The sequence below is a fragment of the Exiguobacterium sp. s150 genome (assembly GCF_018618435.1).
GTDB lineage: Bacteria > Bacillota > Bacilli > Exiguobacteriales > Exiguobacteriaceae > Exiguobacterium > Exiguobacterium alkaliphilum.
The window spans coordinates 68,494-87,271 of the sequence record NZ_JACSMC010000009.1; the positions used below are offsets into that span (position 1 = coordinate 68,494).

The 18,778-nt window shown below is 54.4% G+C and carries 21 protein-coding genes; 18 read left to right on the top strand and 3 right to left on the bottom strand.

The annotated features are described in order from the left end of the window. Together KNP76_RS06790 and KNP76_RS06795 are read right to left on the bottom strand one after the other, a co-directional pair. Complete coding sequence (locus KNP76_RS06790) at window positions 1–399, bottom strand: hypothetical protein (protein WP_214843668.1); 399 nt, start codon at window positions 397–399, stop codon at window positions 1–3. 121 nt (window positions 400–520) lie between these two features. Further along, complete coding sequence (locus tag KNP76_RS06795; RefSeq protein WP_034814486.1) at window positions 521–1,219, bottom strand: C40 family peptidase; 699 nt, start codon at window positions 1,217–1,219, stop codon at window positions 521–523. 376 nt (window positions 1,220–1,595) lie between these two features. Between KNP76_RS06795 and rho the strand changes: the two genes are divergently transcribed. The 9 genes from rho (at window position 1,596) to KNP76_RS06840 (ending at window position 8,516) form a co-directional block, all read left to right on the top strand. Next, entirely contained in the window at window positions 1,596–2,936 is a 1,341-nt protein-coding gene (gene rho / locus KNP76_RS06800) for a transcription termination factor Rho (RefSeq protein WP_214843670.1), read from the top strand. Window positions 2,937–3,018: 82 nt separating this feature from the next. Beyond that, complete coding sequence (locus tag KNP76_RS06805) at window positions 3,019–3,261, top strand: type B 50S ribosomal protein L31 (RefSeq protein ID WP_021066109.1); 243 nt, start codon at window positions 3,019–3,021, stop codon at window positions 3,259–3,261. Window positions 3,262–3,397: 136 nt separating this feature from the next. Further along, complete coding sequence (locus tag KNP76_RS06810; protein ID WP_214843672.1) at window positions 3,398–4,009, top strand: thymidine kinase; 612 nt, start codon at window positions 3,398–3,400, stop codon at window positions 4,007–4,009. A gap of 81 nt (window positions 4,010–4,090) precedes the next feature. Then, window positions 4,091–5,161: a peptide chain release factor 1 gene (gene prfA / locus KNP76_RS06815; RefSeq protein ID WP_034807429.1), complete on the top strand. Its 1,071-nt coding sequence runs from the start codon at window positions 4,091–4,093 to the stop codon at window positions 5,159–5,161. Then, window positions 5,161–6,027, top strand: a complete 867-nt coding sequence (prmC, locus tag KNP76_RS06820) for a peptide chain release factor N(5)-glutamine methyltransferase (protein WP_214843689.1) — start codon at window positions 5,161–5,163, stop codon at window positions 6,025–6,027. The genes prfA and prmC overlap by 1 nt, the downstream gene beginning before the upstream one ends. Next, entirely contained in the window at window positions 5,999–7,009 is a 1,011-nt protein-coding gene (locus tag KNP76_RS06825) for an L-threonylcarbamoyladenylate synthase (protein ID WP_211780447.1), read from the top strand. Before prmC ends, KNP76_RS06825 begins: the two co-directional genes overlap by 29 nt. A gap of 28 nt (window positions 7,010–7,037) precedes the next feature. Next, window positions 7,038–7,532, top strand: coding sequence for a low molecular weight protein arginine phosphatase (locus tag KNP76_RS06830; RefSeq protein ID WP_245175440.1), 495 nt, complete (start codon window positions 7,038–7,040; stop codon window positions 7,530–7,532). Window positions 7,533–7,536: 4 nt separating this feature from the next. Next, window positions 7,537–7,977, top strand: a complete 441-nt coding sequence (gene rpiB / locus KNP76_RS06835; RefSeq protein ID WP_034807422.1) for a ribose 5-phosphate isomerase B — start codon at window positions 7,537–7,539, stop codon at window positions 7,975–7,977. A 5-nt stretch (window positions 7,978–7,982) separates the two neighbouring features. Then, complete coding sequence (locus tag KNP76_RS06840) at window positions 7,983–8,516, top strand: TIGR01440 family protein (protein ID WP_214843674.1); 534 nt, start codon at window positions 7,983–7,985, stop codon at window positions 8,514–8,516. 36 nt (window positions 8,517–8,552) lie between these two features. On the opposite strand, the gene KNP76_RS06845 is transcribed toward KNP76_RS06840, so the two are convergent. Then, window positions 8,553–9,338 carry an alpha/beta hydrolase gene (locus tag KNP76_RS06845; RefSeq protein WP_034814494.1) on the bottom strand — a complete coding sequence of 262 codons (786 nt, stop codon included), beginning with the start codon at window positions 9,336–9,338 and terminating at the stop codon, window positions 8,553–8,555. A 129-nt stretch (window positions 9,339–9,467) separates the two neighbouring features. Between KNP76_RS06845 and glyA the strand changes: the two genes are divergently transcribed. The 9 genes from glyA (at window position 9,468) to upp (ending at window position 18,672) form a co-directional block, all read left to right on the top strand. After that, window positions 9,468–10,721, top strand: coding sequence for a serine hydroxymethyltransferase (gene glyA, locus KNP76_RS06850; RefSeq protein WP_214843676.1), 1,254 nt, complete (start codon window positions 9,468–9,470; stop codon window positions 10,719–10,721). Window positions 10,722–10,724: 3 nt separating this feature from the next. After that, complete coding sequence (locus tag KNP76_RS06855; protein WP_034814498.1) at window positions 10,725–11,648, top strand: bZIP transcription factor; 924 nt, start codon at window positions 10,725–10,727, stop codon at window positions 11,646–11,648. A 108-nt stretch (window positions 11,649–11,756) separates the two neighbouring features. Further along, on the top strand, window positions 11,757–12,026 hold the full coding sequence (locus KNP76_RS06860) for a hypothetical protein (protein WP_214843678.1): 270 nt from the start codon (window positions 11,757–11,759) through the stop codon (window positions 12,024–12,026). Window positions 12,027–12,096: 70 nt separating this feature from the next. Then, entirely contained in the window at window positions 12,097–12,774 is a 678-nt protein-coding gene (locus KNP76_RS06865; protein ID WP_034814501.1) for a response regulator transcription factor, read from the top strand. Window position 12,775: 1 nt separating this feature from the next. Next, window positions 12,776–14,014: a sensor histidine kinase gene (locus KNP76_RS06870; protein ID WP_214843680.1), complete on the top strand. Its 1,239-nt coding sequence runs from the start codon at window positions 12,776–12,778 to the stop codon at window positions 14,012–14,014. Between the two features lie 117 nt (window positions 14,015–14,131). Beyond that, window positions 14,132–14,815 (top strand): hypothetical protein, encoded by a 684-nt coding sequence (locus KNP76_RS06875; RefSeq protein ID WP_214843683.1) that lies wholly within the window; start codon window positions 14,132–14,134, stop codon window positions 14,813–14,815. Window positions 14,816–14,973: 158 nt separating this feature from the next. Beyond that, window positions 14,974–16,212: a hypothetical protein gene (locus tag KNP76_RS06880; RefSeq protein ID WP_214843685.1), complete on the top strand. Its 1,239-nt coding sequence runs from the start codon at window positions 14,974–14,976 to the stop codon at window positions 16,210–16,212. Between the two features lie 316 nt (window positions 16,213–16,528). Further along, entirely contained in the window at window positions 16,529–17,905 is a 1,377-nt protein-coding gene (locus KNP76_RS06885; RefSeq protein ID WP_214843687.1) for a glycoside hydrolase family 191 protein, read from the top strand. 137 nt (window positions 17,906–18,042) lie between these two features. Continuing rightward, window positions 18,043–18,672, top strand: a complete 630-nt coding sequence (gene upp / locus KNP76_RS06890) for a uracil phosphoribosyltransferase (protein WP_034807371.1) — start codon at window positions 18,043–18,045, stop codon at window positions 18,670–18,672. Window positions 18,673–18,778: the final 106 nt, after the last annotated feature.

The window sequence follows — 18,778 nt, forward strand, 5'->3', positions numbered from 1 at the left end:
TCATGCCGGTTCGTCATCAATCATAAAGGTCACGACTAAAAATAAGATGAAGCTGATGAGCGAGAACGTTCCACCGATGATGAAATAGACCATCGTGAACGTCTCGTTCCACTCGAACGGATTCATCGCGTACAGCCACATCCCGCTCGTCAATCCGATTGAGCCGATGACGGCCGTCCAGCCGTGGATGCTGACGAACACAGGGCGCTTGACACGATACAGGCGATAGAACACGCCCCAGGCGAAGACGGATAGCCAACCGGCGAGCAAAATATGGGCATGGATGGGACGGAAGGCGTAACTGCCGGCCCCTGACATGTGCGACCCGATTGCCGTCCCGATAACGCCGAACACAGCGGCGAGGCGGATGAGACGCAGACTCCACGTTCTTTCTAACATATGAATCACTCCTTGTTTCAAGATGTTGTCCAGTATACAACAGAAAGATGAACGGAAAATGAACAGAACGACATGAAAAAACGACTCGGTTCCGATGAACCGAGTCGTTACAGGTTTTAAATTAGAGGTACGATCCTGCACCGACATAACGTGGTGCCCAGTAGCCTGATGTGAAGCTCGCGTATTTAACGCCGCCTGTTTCAGAGTTGATCATTTGTGTTTTGCTGAGTGCCATTCCGACGTGTTGAATCGTGCTTCCGTTGTGTGAGAAGAACACGAGGTCCCCAGCTTGAATCGCTGACTTCGAAACTTTTTTCGAGTTTGCGTATTGTGAGCGTGAGTCACGTGGGATTGTCTTGTTGATTGCTTTCTTGTAGACATGGCCCGTGTAACCTGAGCAGTCAAATCCAGCTGTCGTCGTGCCACCGAAGCGGTACGGTACGCCGAGGTACTTTTTCGACTCAGCAACGAGTTTCGAACGTGCGCTTGAAGCTGTTGACGTTGACGCCGTCGTTACCGTCGAAGCGGTAGCGGCTTGCAAGTACGTGTACGTTGATGAAGCTGAGATGTAACGGTGCGTCCCTTTGTAGTTGATCTTGTAGAAAGATCCGACTTTACCAAGGTATGTATAACGTTGGCCTTTATCCATCTTAGCTACGACTGATGAGTTGAGTGACGCCGATGTACGGATGTTCAAACCGTTCACTTTCGAATAAGCGAATGTTCCAGTAGAAGCTTCGGCTTGTTCGCTCGTTGTGAAGGCGAGACCCGAGAACGCGAGAGTGGCAGCGACGATGATAGATGCGAAACGCTTTAACATAATGTAATTCCCTCCGTTTTCTAAAATAAAACCCTGTGATTGTATATGGTCGATGTGTAATGACGATAGTAGAGCACAAGTTGCGAGTATTACCCGGTTTCCTGTGCAAATAAACTATATCATGCGCGAGACCGATAGCATTTTTCAATCGCAAGACAAAAAACAGTTTTCTTGTAATATATTTGAAACAATATGCGGCAATAAAGACTTATTTGTTACATAGAAACAAAAATGTCTGTTTTCTTTTGAACATCAGGGGAATAGACTGTCATAACGCCACTTTTAACAAGTGACGTCAATGAAAAATTGTGATTAGATGAATGAGAACTTTACAAATATTTTTCAAATATAGAAATATGAAAGACAGGTGACTTGCATGAGTCAACAGACCGAACCAGCTAAAAATTATACGCTTCGTGAACTTGAGACGAAGACGTTAAAAGAATTATATGAAATCGCGAAAGAAGTGAACGTGCCCCAATATCGCGAGGCACGCAAGCGTGAGCTCATGTTCCGCATCTTGAAGTCGCAGGCCGAATCGAAGGACCTCTACTTCCTCGAAGGCATCCTTGAGATTATCCCGCCGAACCCGCAGTCACAAAATGACGGAGGCTTCGGGTTCCTCCGCCCGATCAACTACTCTCAATCTTCTGAAGACATCTACATCGCCGCTTCACAAATCCGTCGCTTCAACCTCCGCAACGGGGACCTCGTCACGGGGAAAGTCCGCAAGCCGAAAGAAAACGAGCGTTTCCAAGGGCTCCTCAGCGTCGAGGCTGTCAACGGGGAGACGACGGAGTCGACACGGAACCGCGACTACTTCCCGGCTCTGACCCCGATTTATCCTGAGAAGCAGATGGTGCTTGAGACGGAGCCGAATCATCTGTCGGTCCGCGTCATGGATATGATTGCACCGGTCGGTTTCGGACAGCGTGGTTTAATCGTCGCCCCGCCAAAAGCCGGGAAGACGTCGCTATTGAAAGAGATCGCCAACTCGATCACGACGAACCATCCGAACGTCGAACTGATTATCCTGTTGATTGACGAGCGGCCGGAAGAAGTGACGGATATCCAACGATCGGTGCCCGGGGCGGACGTCGCTTACTCGACGTTTGACGAGACACCGGAGAACCATGCCCGTATCTCGGAACTCGTTCTCGAACGGGCGATGCGCCTCGTCGAGCACAAGAAAGACGTCGTCATCTTGCTCGACTCGATTACACGTTTGACGCGGGCGTACAATTTGTCGGTACCGCCGAGCGGTCGCACGCTCTCTGGGGGGATTGACCCGGCGGCGTTCCATAAACCGAAGAAGTTCTTTGGCGCGGCGCGTAACATCGAGGACGGGGGCAGCTTGACGATTCTCGGAACGGCGCTCGTCGATACGGGATCGCGTATGGATGACGTCATCTATGAAGAATTCAAAGGGACGGGCAACATGGAGCTCCACCTCGATCGGAAGCTATCGGAACGCCGCATCTTCCCTGCGATTGATATCCGTCGCTCGGGAACGCGGAAAGAAGAGCTCTTACTCGGCAAGGACGAGCTCGACATGCTCTGGACGATTCGCCGCACGATGAACGAGTCGCCGGACTTCCTCGAACAGTTCTTGCGCCGCGTCCACGAGACGAAGACGAACGTCGACTTTTTCGCGGCACTCGAGGCCGACAAGAAAAAGAGTCGCCGACCGGTGAAAAAAACAAAAACTGACTTGTAAATCTGTGGACCGGGTGCTATTATATTCTAGTGAACTTTCTCTAGGTTGAAAGAATACTTAGGGCCGAAGGAGTTGAAAAGCAATGAAACAAGGAATCCACCCAGAATACCGTAAAGTCGTATTCATGGACTCGACGACTGAGTTCAAATTCATCTCTGGTTCGACTCGTTACTCTAACGAGACAATCACGATGGAAGATGGTAACGAATACCCACTCATCCGTGTCGATGTATCTTCTGACTCGCACCCGTTCTACACAGGTCGCCAGAAATTCGCATCTGCGGACGGTCGTATCGAGCGCTTCAACAAGAAGTACCAACGTTAATCGTCAACTTGTATGCACACCGCCTAGGGATTGCCCTTGGCGGTTTTTATTTTTTTATATGGAAGTCAACCCTTTTTCTTGACGGAAAAGATGGGTATAATCGGGAAGCGATTATCGATGGAGAGGGCGAAGAAAAATGATGCATGTGACGAACCGATACGGTTGGATTGAAGTGATTTGTGGGAGTATGTTTTCTGGAAAATCGGAGGAGCTCATTCGTCGTGTCCGCCGGGCCCATTACGGCAAAGTCCCGGTACAAGTGTTCAAACCTGGCATCGACGACCGGTATCATGAAGAGAACGTCGTCTCACATAGCGGCAACTCGGTCGTGGCTGTCCCGGTCCATTCGAGCCAAGATTTATACGATGCGGTAAGGGAAGAGACGCAAGTGATCGCCATCGACGAAGTCCAGTTCTTCGACGAGGGCATCGTCGACGTGATTGAACAGTTGGCGTCAGAAGACAAACGTGTCATCTGCGCTGGTCTCGACATGGATTTCCGTGGCGAGCCGTTTACAATGATGCCGGAACTGCTCGCGCGTGCCGAGTTCGTGACGAAGCTCCAGGCCATCTGTCTGTCTTGTGGGGCCCCGGCATCCCGTACGCAGCGCTTGATTGACGGAAAACCGGCCCGCTATGAGGACCCGGTCATCTTAGTCGGAGCCGCCGAGTCGTACGAACCACGTTGCCGTCATTGTCATGATGTTCCGAATAAACCACGCCCGGTCCGCCACACGGTGGCCGATTGATGACCAAAGCGGACCGCCTCGGCGGTTCGTTTTTTGCTATAATGAAGAGAGTTTGATTTGACGGAGAAAGGACGGATCATCATGTTTGACCGTTTGAGTGTATTAGAAGAACGTTACATGCAGTTGAATGAGATGCTCGCTGACCCAGAAGTGCTCAGCGACTCGAACAAATTACGCCAATATTCAAAAGAGCAAAGCCAGCTCGAGGAGACGGTGCAGGCGTATCGTCACTATAAAGAGACGAGCGCGGCGTATAAAGAAGCGAAACAGATGCTCGAAGACCGTACGCTCGATAGCGACATGCGCGAGCTCGCGAAAGAAGAGATGTCGCTCCTCGAGCCGGAAGTGAAAGCGCTCGAGGCGAAGCTCCGCGTCTTGCTCCTACCGAAAGACCCGAACGACGACAAGAACGTCATCGTTGAGATTCGCGGGGCTGCCGGAGGGGACGAGGCGGCGCTCTTTGCGGGTGATCTTTATAAGATGTATACGCGTTTCGCCGAACGGCAAAATTGGAAAGTCGAGTTAATCGACGCCAACTATACGGAGCTCGGCGGTTTCAAAGAAGTGACGTTCCTCATCAACGGGAACGGCGCCTACTCGAAGCTGAAATTCGAGAACGGGGCCCATCGTGTCCAGCGTGTGCCGTCGACCGAATCGGGCGGGCGGATTCATACGTCGACGGCGACCGTCGCCGTATTGCCGGAAGCCGAGGACGTCGAAGTCCACATCGACATGAAAGATGTCCGTGTGGACACGTTCACATCATCCGGACCGGGCGGGCAGTCGGTCAACACGACCCAGTCGGCCGTACGCTTGACGCACATCCCGTCGGGGCTCGTCGTCTCGTGCCAAGATGAGAAGTCGCAACATAAAAATAAAGACAAAGCGCTCAAAGTGCTCCGGGCCCGCCTCTACGACAAGATGCAGAGCGAGCACATGGAAGAGTTATCGGCCCAGCGGAAGTCGGCCGTCGGGACGGGTGATCGTTCAGAGCGGATCCGGACATACAATTTTCCGCAGAGCCGCGTGACCGACCATCGTATCGGGCTCACGCTTCAAAAGCTCGATCGCGTGCTCGCCGGTGAACTCGACGACATCATCGACGCGCTCGTCATGGACGAACAGGCTCGCTTGATGGAGGATGCGGAATGATGCGCATCGCCGCCGCATTGAAAACAGCAGAGCGCACACTGGCTGAAGCCGGCCGCGACGCCTCGATGGCGGAATGGTGGCTGATGCACGTCCTTGACGTCGACCGGACGGGGTTGTTGATTCGGCTGTCGGATGAACTTTCAGCTGTCGAGGCGAAAGCTTTTACGGACGGTATGGCACGCCTTCTCGCCGGTGAACCCGTCCAGCATCTGATTGGGCAGGCACCGTTTTTCGGACGGATGTTTGAAGTGAATCGTGACGTCTTGATTCCGCGCCCAGAGACAGAAGAGCTGATTGAGTGGGTCGTGTCCCATGTCGGCGCCGTCGCAGATGACGAGACGGTCGATGTCGGGACGGGCTCGGGTGCGATTGCCATCACGCTTAGCCTCGAGCTCGGAAAACGCGTCCAAACGGTCGATATTTCCCGGGAAGCCATCAATGTGGCGAAGCGAAACGCCGAAGCGCTCGGAGCTGACGTCGTCTTCCATGAAGGGGACTGTCTCACTCCGATCGCCGATGCGTCGATTCGGGTGCTCGTCTCGAATCCGCCCTATATCGAGGCGGACGAACTGCTCGACGAGACCGTCGCGGGCTTCGAGCCACACCTCGCTTTGTTCGGCGGGGTGGACGGGCTCGACTTTTATCGAACGATTATCGCGGACTCGAAACGGGTCATGCGTGCCGATTGGCAGTTAATCGCGTTTGAAATCGGGTATAACCAAGGACAAGTTGTGAAAACGTACCTGTCCGAACGTTATCCTGAAGCAGAAACGGGTATTTTAAAAGATATAAACGGTAAAGACCGAATCGTCTACGCCGTGAGGGAAGGGATTGCGCATGGAAACGAAATGGATCAAGCCGACTGAAGTGAAGATTGGGGTAGAGCTCTTGAAGGCGGGTGAGGTGATCGCCATGCCGACGGAGACGGTGTACGGTCTCGCCGGAGATGCGACGAACGATGTCGCGATTCGCAAGATTTTTGAGGCGAAAGGCAGACCGGCAGACAACCCGCTCATCGTTCACGTCGCGTCAGTCGAACAGGCCGGACATTTCGCGCAAACCATCCCGCCGGTCGCGAAGCGCTTGATGGAAGCGTTTTGGCCCGGTGCCTTAACGATTATCTTACCGTCAAACGGTCGGGCGTCTTCGCTCGTGACAGCGGGACTCGATTCAATCGGGCTTCGGATGCCGGACCATGACGCCGCGCTCGATTTGATTCGCTCGTCCGGCCTCGGCTTGGCGGCACCGAGCGCGAACCGGTCTGGCCGGCCGTCCCCGACGTCTGCGAAACACGTGGCCGATGATTTATCCGGTCGTATCGCGGGTATTATGGATGGGGGACCGACAGGCATCGGTGTCGAGTCGACTGTAATCGACTGCACGACAGAACCGGCGACGATTTTACGTCCCGGCGGCGTGACGAAAGAAGCGATTGAGGCCGTAATCGGTCCGGTCAACCTCGATGCCAACTTGAACGACGAGACCGCGGCACCGCGCTCACCGGGGATGAAGTACACCCATTACGCCCCGAGCGCACCACTTTATCTCGTCGACGGGGGACGCGACGACCTCGTCCAAATCGTCACGGCACGTAAGGAAGCCGGCAAACGCGTCGGCGCGCTCGTGTTCGATGAAGAGCCGACCCCAGCCGACGTCACACTCTCGCTTGGTCGTTCGATGGAGACGGCGGCACAACGGCTGTATGAGGCGTTACGAAAATTTGATGAGACCGATGTGGAAGAGATTTACGTGAACCGGATTGAGCCGACGGGAGTCGCGCTTGCCGTCTACAACCGCCTCTATAAAGCGGCGGGCGGGAAAGTCGTTCGGTCACACGAAGAGGCCTAAGGACATAGAGGAGGATCACGCGATGTCGATGAAACGCGTATTATTCATATGTAGCGGAAATACATGCCGCAGCCCGATGGCGATGGCATTGCTTCGCTCGAAAGTGACAGGTGACGAATTTGATATCCGCTCGGCCGGACTTCGGACGATGCAAGGGTTCGATGCCTCGGAGAACGCCCTGCAAGTGTTGCGGGAACGTGGGATTGAACTCGACCATGTGACACAGACGTTTGACGATGTGCTCGGCCGTTGGGCCGATGTCATCTTGACGATGACACGCGCGCACCGTGAACAAATTCGAGACATGCACCCGGAGCTCGCCGACCGCACGTACACGCTCTACGAATTCGTGACCGGACTCGAACGAGACATCAACGACCCATTCGGAGGGTCGATGAACGTCTATCGCCAAGTCCGAAACGAACTCGAACCACTCGTCAATCGACTTGTGCTAAAATTGACGAATGATGGGTCGAAGGTGACGAAACCACCGAGACGCTTACCAAAAAAAACGGGGGAATGAACGAATGAAAATCGCAATCGGCGCCGATCACGGCGGATTCAACTTAAAAAAGGACATCGTCGGATTACTCGAGGAATTGGGACATGAGTATAAAGACTTCGGGACGCACTCGGCCGAGTCGATCGACTATCCAGACGTCGCCATCCCGGTCGCAGAAGCGGTCGCGGCAGGTGAGTTCGACCGTGGGATCTTGATTTGTGGCACAGGGATTGGAATTGGCATTGCGGCCAATAAAGTGAAAGGGATTCGTGCCGCGCTCGTCCATGACTCGTTCAGCGCGAAGGCGACACGTCAACATAACGACTCGAACATCATGACGCTCGGTGAGCGGGTCGTCGGACCAGGCCTTGCTTTGGATTTGGTTGAGACGTGGCTCGACACGAGTTTCGAGGGCGGTCGCCACTCGAACCGTGTCGACAAGATGAGTGCGTACGAATCGAAGTGACGACGATGAAGACGGAGCTTTTGCACTTATTGACGGAGTTGCATGAACGGTTTCCGTTAGATGAGGAAAAGATTCTCGTCATCGGTTGTTCGACGAGTGAAGTGCTCGGTAAGACGATCGGGAAGGCCGGGTCGATGGATGTCGCCTCGGAATTCATCGAGGCGTTCCAAACGTTTCGGGACAAAACCGGCGTCCACCTCGCCTTCCAAGGGTGTGAGCACATTAACCGTGCCCTCACCGTCGAACGTCGGACGTTAAAACAGTTCGGGTTGACGGAAGTGACCGTCGTCCCGATTCGGGCGGCCGGGGGCGCGATGGCCGAGAAGGCGTATGAACGTTTGGACGCGCCGTGCGTCGTCGAAGCGATTCAAGCGGACGCCGGCATCGACATCGGCTCGACGTTGATCGGTATGCATTTGAAGCCGGTCGCGATTCCCGTCCGTTTGTCGGCAAAACAGCTCGGTGAGGCGTACGTCACGTTCGCCATCACCCGGCCGAAACTGATTGGTGGCCCGCGGGCGCACTATCCAGCCAAATAAACGAAGCCGGTCCTTCATGGACCGGCTTCGTTTGCGTTATACGTCCTCGCTGAATAAGTACGACACGACCATCGGGAACCGCTCGCGCCAGGCGATTTCGTTGTGCACGCCTTCTTCGATGACCTCGAAGCGGATATGCTCCACCTTATCGCGGAGCAGGGCGTAGACACGTTCGCTCGACTCGAGATACATCTCGTTCGTCGGCCCGTCCGCCGTCGGCTGTTCGACTTCTTTACGGCCGACGTCCATGTAAAGCCGTTCAACGCCTTTCAAATCGCTCGCTTCAATCAACTGCTCGAGTTCCGTCTGATTGAACCAGAACGCCGAGGACAACGAAGCGACACGCTTGAAGACGTCAGGATAGACGCAAGCGGCATAAATCGAGATTAATCCCCCCATCGAGCTGCCCATCATCGCCGTTTCGTCCGGCTTCGTCCGATAGTTCGCATCGATCATCGGCTTCAACTCTTGGGCGATATATTCGATATACGCTGAGCCTTGACCGCCGAGCGTCACGTCTTGACCGAGCAAGCTCTCGCCGATGTACGGGTTCTCCCACGGTCCGTATTCGTCGAGCCGCATCTCGCCAGGGGCAGAGTCGATTCCGACGATAATCAAGTCACGCTTTGAGGCATCTAAGTATGCACCGGCACGCCAGCTCATCTTATAACTCGCATCCTCGTCACTGAACACGTTCTGTCCGTCGTGCATATAAAGCACCGGATACCGCGTGTCTGTCGTCTCGTAGTCGGCCGGCGTGTAAATCCGAACGGTCCGTTCGCGATCGAACGGAGTAATCGTGATTTGTTTTGTCTCAATCATAAATACCCTCCTCTAGTCGTCTTCTCTCATATGATACCCGACTTGCCACTAGATTAGACGATACCCAAAAAAAGAAGCTTATGTTACGATGGGGGTGTTGATTTTTAGACATTCAGAGGGGGTTTCAACATGGTAAACACGACGAAGTTGAAAGTGCAGGATGCGGAATTGTTTGAAGCGATGCAACACGAGCTCGGTCGTCAACGGGAGAACATCGAACTCATTGCCTCGGAGAACTTTGTCTCAGAGGCAGTCATGGAAGCGCAAGGTGGCGTATTGACGAACAAGTACGCGGAAGGATATCCGGGCCGCCGTTACTACGGTGGTTGTGAGTTCGTCGACGTGGCCGAAAACATGGCCCGCGACCGCGCGAAACAGCTGTTCGGTGCCGAACATGCGAACGTCCAGCCGCACTCGGGCGCGCAGGCGAACATGGCCGTCTACTTCACGATCCTTGAAGCAGGCGACACGGTGCTCGGGATGAACTTGTCGCACGGCGGTCATTTGACGCACGGAAGTCCGGTCAACTTCTCAGGCGTTCAATACAACTTCGTCGAGTACGGTGTGGACAAAGAGACAGAACACATCGACTATGACGTCGTCGCAGCCCTCGCGAAAGAACATCAACCGAAACTCATCGTCGCTGGTGCCTCGGCATACCCGCGGACGATTGATTTCGCCAAGTTCCGTGAGATCGCCGACAGCGTCGGTGCGTATCTCATGGTCGACATGGCCCACATCGCTGGACTCGTCGCGGCTGGCCTTCATCCGAACCCGGTCGAGCACGCGCACTTCGTCACGACGACGACGCACAAGACACTCCGTGGTCCGCGCGGGGGGATGATCCTCTGTAAAGAAGAGTTCGCCAAGGCGATCGACAAGTCGATTTTCCCAGGCATTCAAGGCGGTCCGCTCATGCACGTCATCGCAGCGAAAGCGGTAGCGTTCGGTGAAGCGCTCCAACCTGAATTCAAAGACTATCAAGCACAAGTCATCAAAAATGCACAAGCGCTCGCGAAAGGGCTAGAAGAAGAGGGGCTCCGCATCGTATCGGGCGGCACGGACAACCACCTTCTCCTCGTCGACCTCCGCGGCATCGACATCACCGGGAAAGCGGCCGAGCATGCGCTCGACGCGGCCGGCATCACGGTGAACAAAAACACGATCCCATTCGATCCGGCATCACCGTTCGTCACGAGCGGGATTCGTCTCGGCACAGCGGCGATGACGACGCGTGGCTTCAAAGAAGACGATATGCGTGAAGTCGCCCGGTTGATTGGGCAAGTATTGACGAATCATGAAGATGAAGCGGTGCTCGCGACAGCACATGAAGAAGTACGTCGTTTGACGGCGAAGTTCCCGCTCTACCCGGAACGAGGCTGACGCATGGACGCACGGACACTCGCAGACCGAGAACTCGCGACACTGCCGCTCCTCGACATGACGGAATGGCTCGCCAGGAAAGGCGAGCACGACCCGACGTTTCGGCTTGTGGCGAATGAATTCGGTGTCATCACGACGCTGCTCGACCACGGTTATTTCAGTGAGGCGAGCGAACGGATTGTACCGCTTCTCGGGATGAAAGTGCCGGCTGCGTTCCATCGACTCGGACTCGCGCTCGAAGTGAAAGCGAACGGAAAGAAGGCGGCCAAGCGCCGCTTTCGTTCGTTCACGCCGGCCGTCATGAACCATGCCGACTTGTCGGACTGGCGGCATGCTTTTAAATGGGAGAAAAGATGGCTCGGGTTGCCGGCTGCGATTGTGCTCGCTCTTGTCGCCTTGGCGCTCTGGCCCGACGAACCGGCACCCGTCCCGACCGTGAACGAGCCGACGGTTGATACGATCACGGAAGACGAGGCGCTCGCGGAGCGGCTCGAAGAACTTGAACAGGAAGTGGCCCGTCTCGAACAAGAGAACGAGGCGCTGCAGGCGGAAGAGGCAACACCGGAACCTGTTACGGAACCACCGGCCGTCATCCCGCTCACAGAGGTCGAGTCGCTCGTCTCGGATAAGCGCTACGAGGAAGCGGACGCGCTGCTCGTCGGGGAGCCGAAAGCCGGACAAGAGCAGGCGGTCGGATTTTATCGCCTACTCGTCGACAATAAGCTGAATCAAGCGGAGATTGCCGACTATGCCGCCTATGTCGAAACGTATCCCGATTCCGGGTACAAGGCGGACGTCTTATGGATGAAAGGGATCGCCGAGCGTAAGGCCGGGGATGCGGCTTACCGGGAGACGCTCGCCGAAGTCGCGGCGATGGAAGGGACGTATTGGGCACCGATCGCCGAGTCGGTCCTTGCCGGAGACTGAGGTTGTAGCTTAGGCTACAGCCTCTTTTCTCATCAAATTCTAATCGGATTCACCAAGCGTTCTCAAGTGACTCTCGTATCATGAAGAAAAAGATGAAGGAGCGATAGGATGAGACGTAGCAGAACAAGTTGGTTTGGCCGGATGGTGCGAGGCGTGGTCGTGAGTGTGTTGGCACTCTCGCTCATGGCGGTCGGTGTATTTGGATTTTTATTTTTTACGGTGACGGGCAACGACTGGCTCGGTCAATGGATGTCTTACGGAAGTGAGCTTTCGCTTCAAGCCGATGGATTCGAGTCTCGTGTGGAACGATGGACCGACTCACTTGAGGCGCGGGTAGGTCAACTGATTCCGGAGACGATCCGGCCGTTTTTCGACTGAACAATCCGGGAACAGAATAACGATGCGTCGGGCGGACTGCTCGGCGTTTTTTGCAGAGAGGATGAAGACGATGGCAACGATTCTTGTCGTCGAAGACGACGTTAAAATTGCACGGCTGTTACAACTCGAACTGATGCACGCAGGGTATGCGGTCGAAGTCGAGCACGATGGACGGACCGGGCTCGAGCGGGCGCTTCAAGGTGGGATTGACTTGATGCTCCTTGACGTCATGTTGCCCCACATGAGTGGCCTCGAAGTCGTGCGTCGCATCAAAGCCGAGCAACCGACGCTACCGGTGCTCATGGTGACGGCGCGAGGCGACCGGTATGACAAGGTGAGCGGGCTCGACCTCGGGGCAGACGACTATATCACGAAGCCGTTCGAGATGGAGGAGTTACTCGCCCGGATTCGTGCCTTCTTACGGATGCGCCAACACATTCAAACCGATACGAGCGAACGAACTTTTTCTTATGAAGGCCTCACCGTCGACGTCAACCGTCATGAAGTGACGTGTAACGGGGCGCATGTGGAATTGACGCGGCGTGAGTTCGACTTGCTCGCCTATTTGATTGAACATCCGGAGCGGGTGTTGACGCGCGACCAATTGCTCGAACACGTCTGGGGCTTCGATTATTACGGGGACACGAACGTCGTTGACGTGTACGTGCGCTATGTCCGGAAGAAGCTCGGGGGCAGTTGGATTCAGACCGTTCGCGGTGTCGGATACATGTTGAAGCGTGGTGAATAAGATGAAGCTGCGCACGAAAATCGCCCTCGCGATGACGGGATTCATGTTATTTCTGCTCATCACGTCGTTCGGGGTCGCGTGGCTCGTCTCCCGTCACCAAATCATCGATTCCCGCTATGACGTGTTGCGACAAGCGCTCAGCCTGTTAGAAGAAGATACGCGCAACCGTGACGCCGTCGTCTCGCTCCATGAAGACAGTGTCGTCCTCGAGCGGCAAGCGAACGGGGAATGGGCCATCGTCGGTGGTTCGACCGCGGACGGGCTGAGCTTCCCGGTCAATTACGGGGAGCCGGCACTGATTGGTGACTGGTTCGTCATCGCGACATCGAATGGGCTCGCTTACGGGTTCGAGGATGCGGCGGTCAGTGAGACGCTTCGCACGCTCGCGACGATTTTTGTCATCATCTTCTTGATCGCCGTCGCTGTGACGTTCATCGGCAGTTTATGGATCGTCCGCCAAGGGCTCGCGCCGCTTCGAAAGCTAGAGGCGACGATGCAACGCATCACCACGTCCGGGACGCTCGAAACGATTGAGGTCGGCTCTGACGAGGACGAAGTGGCGACGCTCGCGGACGGCTTCAATCAGATGATCGGTCGGGTCGAAGGGTCGATGGACCAACAACGACGCTTCGTCGCCGATGTTTCACATGAACTGAAGACGCCGCTCACGGTCATCGAAGGCTATGCCAAACTGCTCCGGCGTTGGGGGCAGAGCGACCCGGCCGTCCGTGACGAGGCGATCGACCATATTTTGACGGAGTCGCGCCAAATGCGTGAAGACTTGATTGAACCGATGCTCGAGTTGAGCCGTTTCCCTACAATCGAAGAAGTCGAGTCCGAGGCGATCGAGTTGACGCAGCTAGCAAGTCAGCTCGAGGAACGGTTCGAACGCTCGCACGGCAAAGGGGTGCCAATCGAGGCGACGGGGCAGTGGGAAGGTCATCGCGATTCGCTTCAGCGCTTGCTCGTCATTTTCATCGACAACAGTTTGAAGTATGCCGAGGACACGCGCGTCACGATGACGCCGACACGGATCGAGGTCCGTGACCACGGGCCGACGCTCGATGAAGAGGAACGGGGGCGTCTGTTCGACCGGTTTTATCGGCTCGATGAGGCGCGAGACCGGAGTGGTAGCGGGCTTGGGCTCGCCATCGCGAAAGAGGTGGCGGATTTGAACGGCTGGACCGTCGGGAGTTACGCCAACGCACCGAGCGGGAGCGTCTTTTACGTCACGAAATGAAAGAAGTTTCGCAACTTCTCATCGTTCTCTAATGGAATCCTCGTGGTGCTCTAAGGTCGACCTTCTATGATAAAGGTGTAGATTAGGAACACCACACGAAATGAGGAGGAATTGAACATGAAATTAATTGGATGGATTTTAGGCGTCGGCTTGGCGGTACTCGCCGTTGCCGGGATTGGGTTGTATGTCGCCAACGATAAGACGGACACGGTCATCGTCCCACGGGCGATTGACAGTGCGAGCAGCGAATCGAACGGGTCTGACGATGCAAGAGATGACGCACGAGACGACGGACAAGTCCAGACGAATGATGATGCGGCTGAGCCGGCACAGTCAGGCGATATCCCAATCCGTTCTGTCGATGACGACGATGACTATGAATTGTACGGCACGCTCGTCGCCTTGACGGACCGTGACGTCACAATCAGCTTTAGCGGCAAAGAGTCGACGTATCCGCTCGCGGCCCGTCATGAAATCGATGATGACACACCGAAAGCGGGCGATCGCGTCAAACTCGAGTTCAACCGCAACAACGAAGTGAAGGAAGTCGACCGTGAGAACGACGACTTCGACATTTACGGTACGTTCGTCAAGATGTCCGACCGTGATGTGACGATTGAACGAGAAGGACAACAGTTGACGTTCCCATTGGCAGCGCGCTATGAACTCGATGACGGGATGCCGAAAGCCGGCGACCGCGTCAAGCTTGAATTGAATCTGCAAGAGCAAGTGAAAGAGATTGAGCTGGACGATGACGATGATGATCGTGATGATGACGACGACGATCGTGACGACGACTAATACACGCATATAAGGGAAGGTGCCACGCGCGGTGGCACCTTTTTTCAAATCGTAACACTTCTGAAAATATAATCGAAACAACATATATGATATGATGAATAAGGAAATTTTAGGGGGACGTATCCAAAGACGACCGAACGAGGAAGGGGTGTCGAATAATGCGGAAATTTTGGATTATTCTCTTTTTATGTTTGGTTTTGAGCGGTTGTGGTGCGAACTCGATGAGTGCGATCGAGATGCGTCCGCTCGCCGCGACGGCGCTCAAGCAGACGAGTGGGATGGAATTACCATTGGAAATAAAGAAACATATTCTTACATATTGCGAGAAGCAACCGACGGATATCTTGCCGGCGCAGCGGGCGAAAGTGTCGGAGGCGACCTACGTTCACCCAGTCTATGAAGAGCTAGGGAGCAAGACCGTCAGCTACTGGGCGAGCGGCGAGACGCGTTACGTCTCGTGTGCAAACAGTTATGAGCAGTTCGAACGGACGTTTGCAGTCGAACCGATCGAGGCGCTCGAACCGCTAGCAGCTGACGTAAAAGAGACAGAAGCCAAGCGGATGATGACGTTTGAGCCGGCGTTTGACACGTCATTCATCAACGAGCGATTTCATATCGATGCGGAACACGAGCGCGTGCTGGCGGGGTCGATGTTTCGTTATGAAACCCCAGACAGCGGGTCGCTTTACGTCACGTACGACGTGAAACGGAACGGTCGGACGCTCGACCGGACGATCGAGTCGGGGTTGTTCGTCTTTAAAGCCGAGCGGACGAGCGGGTATACGTTCTTGACCCAGCTGACCGACGGGCGCGTCACACTTCAAATCGGGACGGAGGACGCGTTCGAGCGGAAAGTGTTACCGGACATCTTTGTCGGGGAACATGTGTATCTCGATACGACTGAAGCGACGGTCGTGCTCGACGGGTCGCGTCGCCAACTGTTGAAGCGCGTCATCGTCTCGGACGAACCGATCGGCCAAGTCGGGGACGAGTCGTCCCTTACCTTGTCCGAACGTTACGGGACGGTCATCGAGGTGTGGGGCAGCGTCCGATTGCCGCTCACGACGACGTTGATGAGTTTGTCGCCGGCAAGCGAGAAGGTGCGGTTGGCCACGTATGAACAAGACGGGACGATGGTCCATCTCGATGGGCCGAATACCCGTGCGCTATTCGAGTTGCTGACAGAAGTCGTCCCGTCGCGCGTACCGACGACCGCTACTTATCGCGGGACGATTTCGCTTCACGAGCGATTGTCCGAACAAAACCTCGACGTCTATGTCGCCGGCGGGGACGTGTTCGTGGTCGACCTTCATACCGGGGACGAATACGGTCTAGATGCTGTACAGCTGAAAGAGTTGCTGGCGTCATCGAATCAAACTCATAAAATAAAAATGTAAGTATACCCGCTTTATGACGAAATTATGTCAGAAAAGCGGTTTTTTGTTGTCAAATTGATACTATGTTTCGTTGGAAAACTATCCTATAATTTTTTTTGCGAAGGTTTAATAAGTCCTACATATAACCGATATACTCATAAAACACACAGCACTATACCTTTCGTCACTATATGGATAAAGGAGGAGTTAGAGAAACCCTCAATTTACCCCATCGTCCGTCACCACGTTTTGTTCGTCATCAGGAGAGGAATAGGTAGTGAAATTGAAAAAGTTAATGTTGTCTCTAACAGTTGTGTTGTTAATACTTAGTGTAAACATGTCAAAATCGGGGGCGCAAACGATGAACCCACTCGACGGTGTGAAAAACTATCAAGTGTTTTATGGTCATCCGACAGATGCGATTCTGAAGGATATGCAAAACTACGATCTCGTCATCATCGAGCCGTTGCACTACACGAAAGCGCAAATCGATTTAATTCAATCACGCGGCACGAAAGTGCTCGGATATATTAGTGTCATGGAAGTCGCGACATGGAACACGGGTCTCATGTCGAAGCTCCAAGCAGGGGACTTCTTCACACGTAACGGTCAGCGCGTCCATTATCCGGAATGGGATTCGTATTTGACAAATATCGCTTCGACGCATTTCCAAGGCTTGTTGCTCACGGAAATTCAAAACCAAGTCATCGCCAAAGGAATCGACGGCGTGTTCATGGACACGGTCGGCGATATCGACAATGAGCATTTGAACAATCCGACCGTGCTCAAACAGCAACGTGATGGGCTCGTCAACTTCTTGAAGCAAGCGCGGGCGAAATACGGCGACATCGCCATGGTCCAAAACTGGGGCTTCGACACGCTCGAGACGTCGACGGCACCTTATGTCGATGGCATCATGTGGGAGAGTTTCAACGCCGACACGATCAAGAGCGACGCATGGTCACAAAACATGATTAAGAAATTACAAGCGGTCGATACGAAACACTCGGTGAAGACGCTCACGATTTCGACGCGGCAAAGTGCCGAGAGCCATAAGCTCGCGAAAGACGCAGGGTTCATCCATTTCCATGAGGCGGATGAGTATGTGAACTGGAACGCGGGGCTCGTCACACGCACGGCGACGATTGCTCCGGCGCCGTCGACACCGACGTCGACACCGACGTCGACAGCGACTTCGACTGAATCGACAGTAAAACCAGCCGAGACGGCACCGAAGACGGAGACAGCGAAACCGGCTGAAACAGTCGCGAAGACGGAGACAGCGAAACCGGCTGAAACGGTCACGACGACGGAGACAGCGAAACCGGCTGAAACAGTCGCGAAGACGGAGACAGCGAAACCGGCTGAAACGGTCACGACGACGGAGACGGTGAAACCGGCTGAAACGGTCACGACGACGGAGACGGTGAAACCGGCTGAAACAGTTACGAAGACCGAGGCGGTCGCAAAACCGACGACGACCCCGGTGAAAGCGACAACTCCGGCCCAGACGACATCTTCATCTGCGCCAAAAGTCGCGGACGAGAAGAAAGTCACATCGAAAAAAGATGAAAAAAAGAAAAAGCACGTCAAGAAAAAAGCTGTGAAAGCGAAAAAACATGCCCACGTTACGAAACAAGATGCCCCGAAAGGCAAGATGTGCGGCAAAGCGAAACAACAGACGGCCGCTTTCTTTAAATTCTTCAAATTGTAAAATAGAGGGAGACCCCGAGGTAGAGATGCTGTCCTCGGGGTTTCGTCTGACCTCTTGGAAAACAGAAGTTGCCCCTACCTTTTTGCAGGGGGTTAGGGTACAATGCTCAAGAGAGATTGAGAGAGGAGTGAAGCATGATGGGAAAAGTACACGTTTATGACCACCCATTGATTCAGCACAAGATGACGATTATGCGCAAAGCAGAGACGGGGACGAAGCAGTTCCGCGAGCTCGTCGACGAAGTTTCGTCGCTCATGGCATATGAAATTACACGCGACCTTCCATTGACAGACGTAGAGATTGAGACACCGGTCTCGGTATCGACGCAGAAGATGATTGCCGGCAAGAAATTGGGTATCGTCCCAATTTTACGGGCAGGCCTCGGAATGGTGGATGGCTTCCTCAAAATGATGCCGAACGTCAAAGTCGGTCACATCGGTCTATACCGTGACCCGGAGACGCTCGAGCCACACGAATACTATCTCAAATTGCCGACGGACATCACGGAGCGTGACTTCATCGTCGTCGATCCGATGCTTGCGACAGGCGGCTCGGCTGCTGACGCGATTGCGGCACTTAAAAAGCATGGCGCGAAGTCAATCAAGCTCGCTTGCCTCTGTGCAGCACCAGAAGGCGTCGAACGTGTTCAAAACGAACACCCGGACGTTGAGATTTACCTCGCCGCCCTCGACGAGAAATTGAACGACCACGGCTACATCGTCCCAGGCATGGGCGATGCCGGTGACCGTTTGTTCGGAACGAAGTAAGCAAAAAGACGAACCCAATTGAACTGCTCCCCGTCAAGTAGACAGGGTAAATAATGAAAACCAGCCTAAGCGGCTTGAGACCTGTATTCGACAGGGCTCAAGCCGT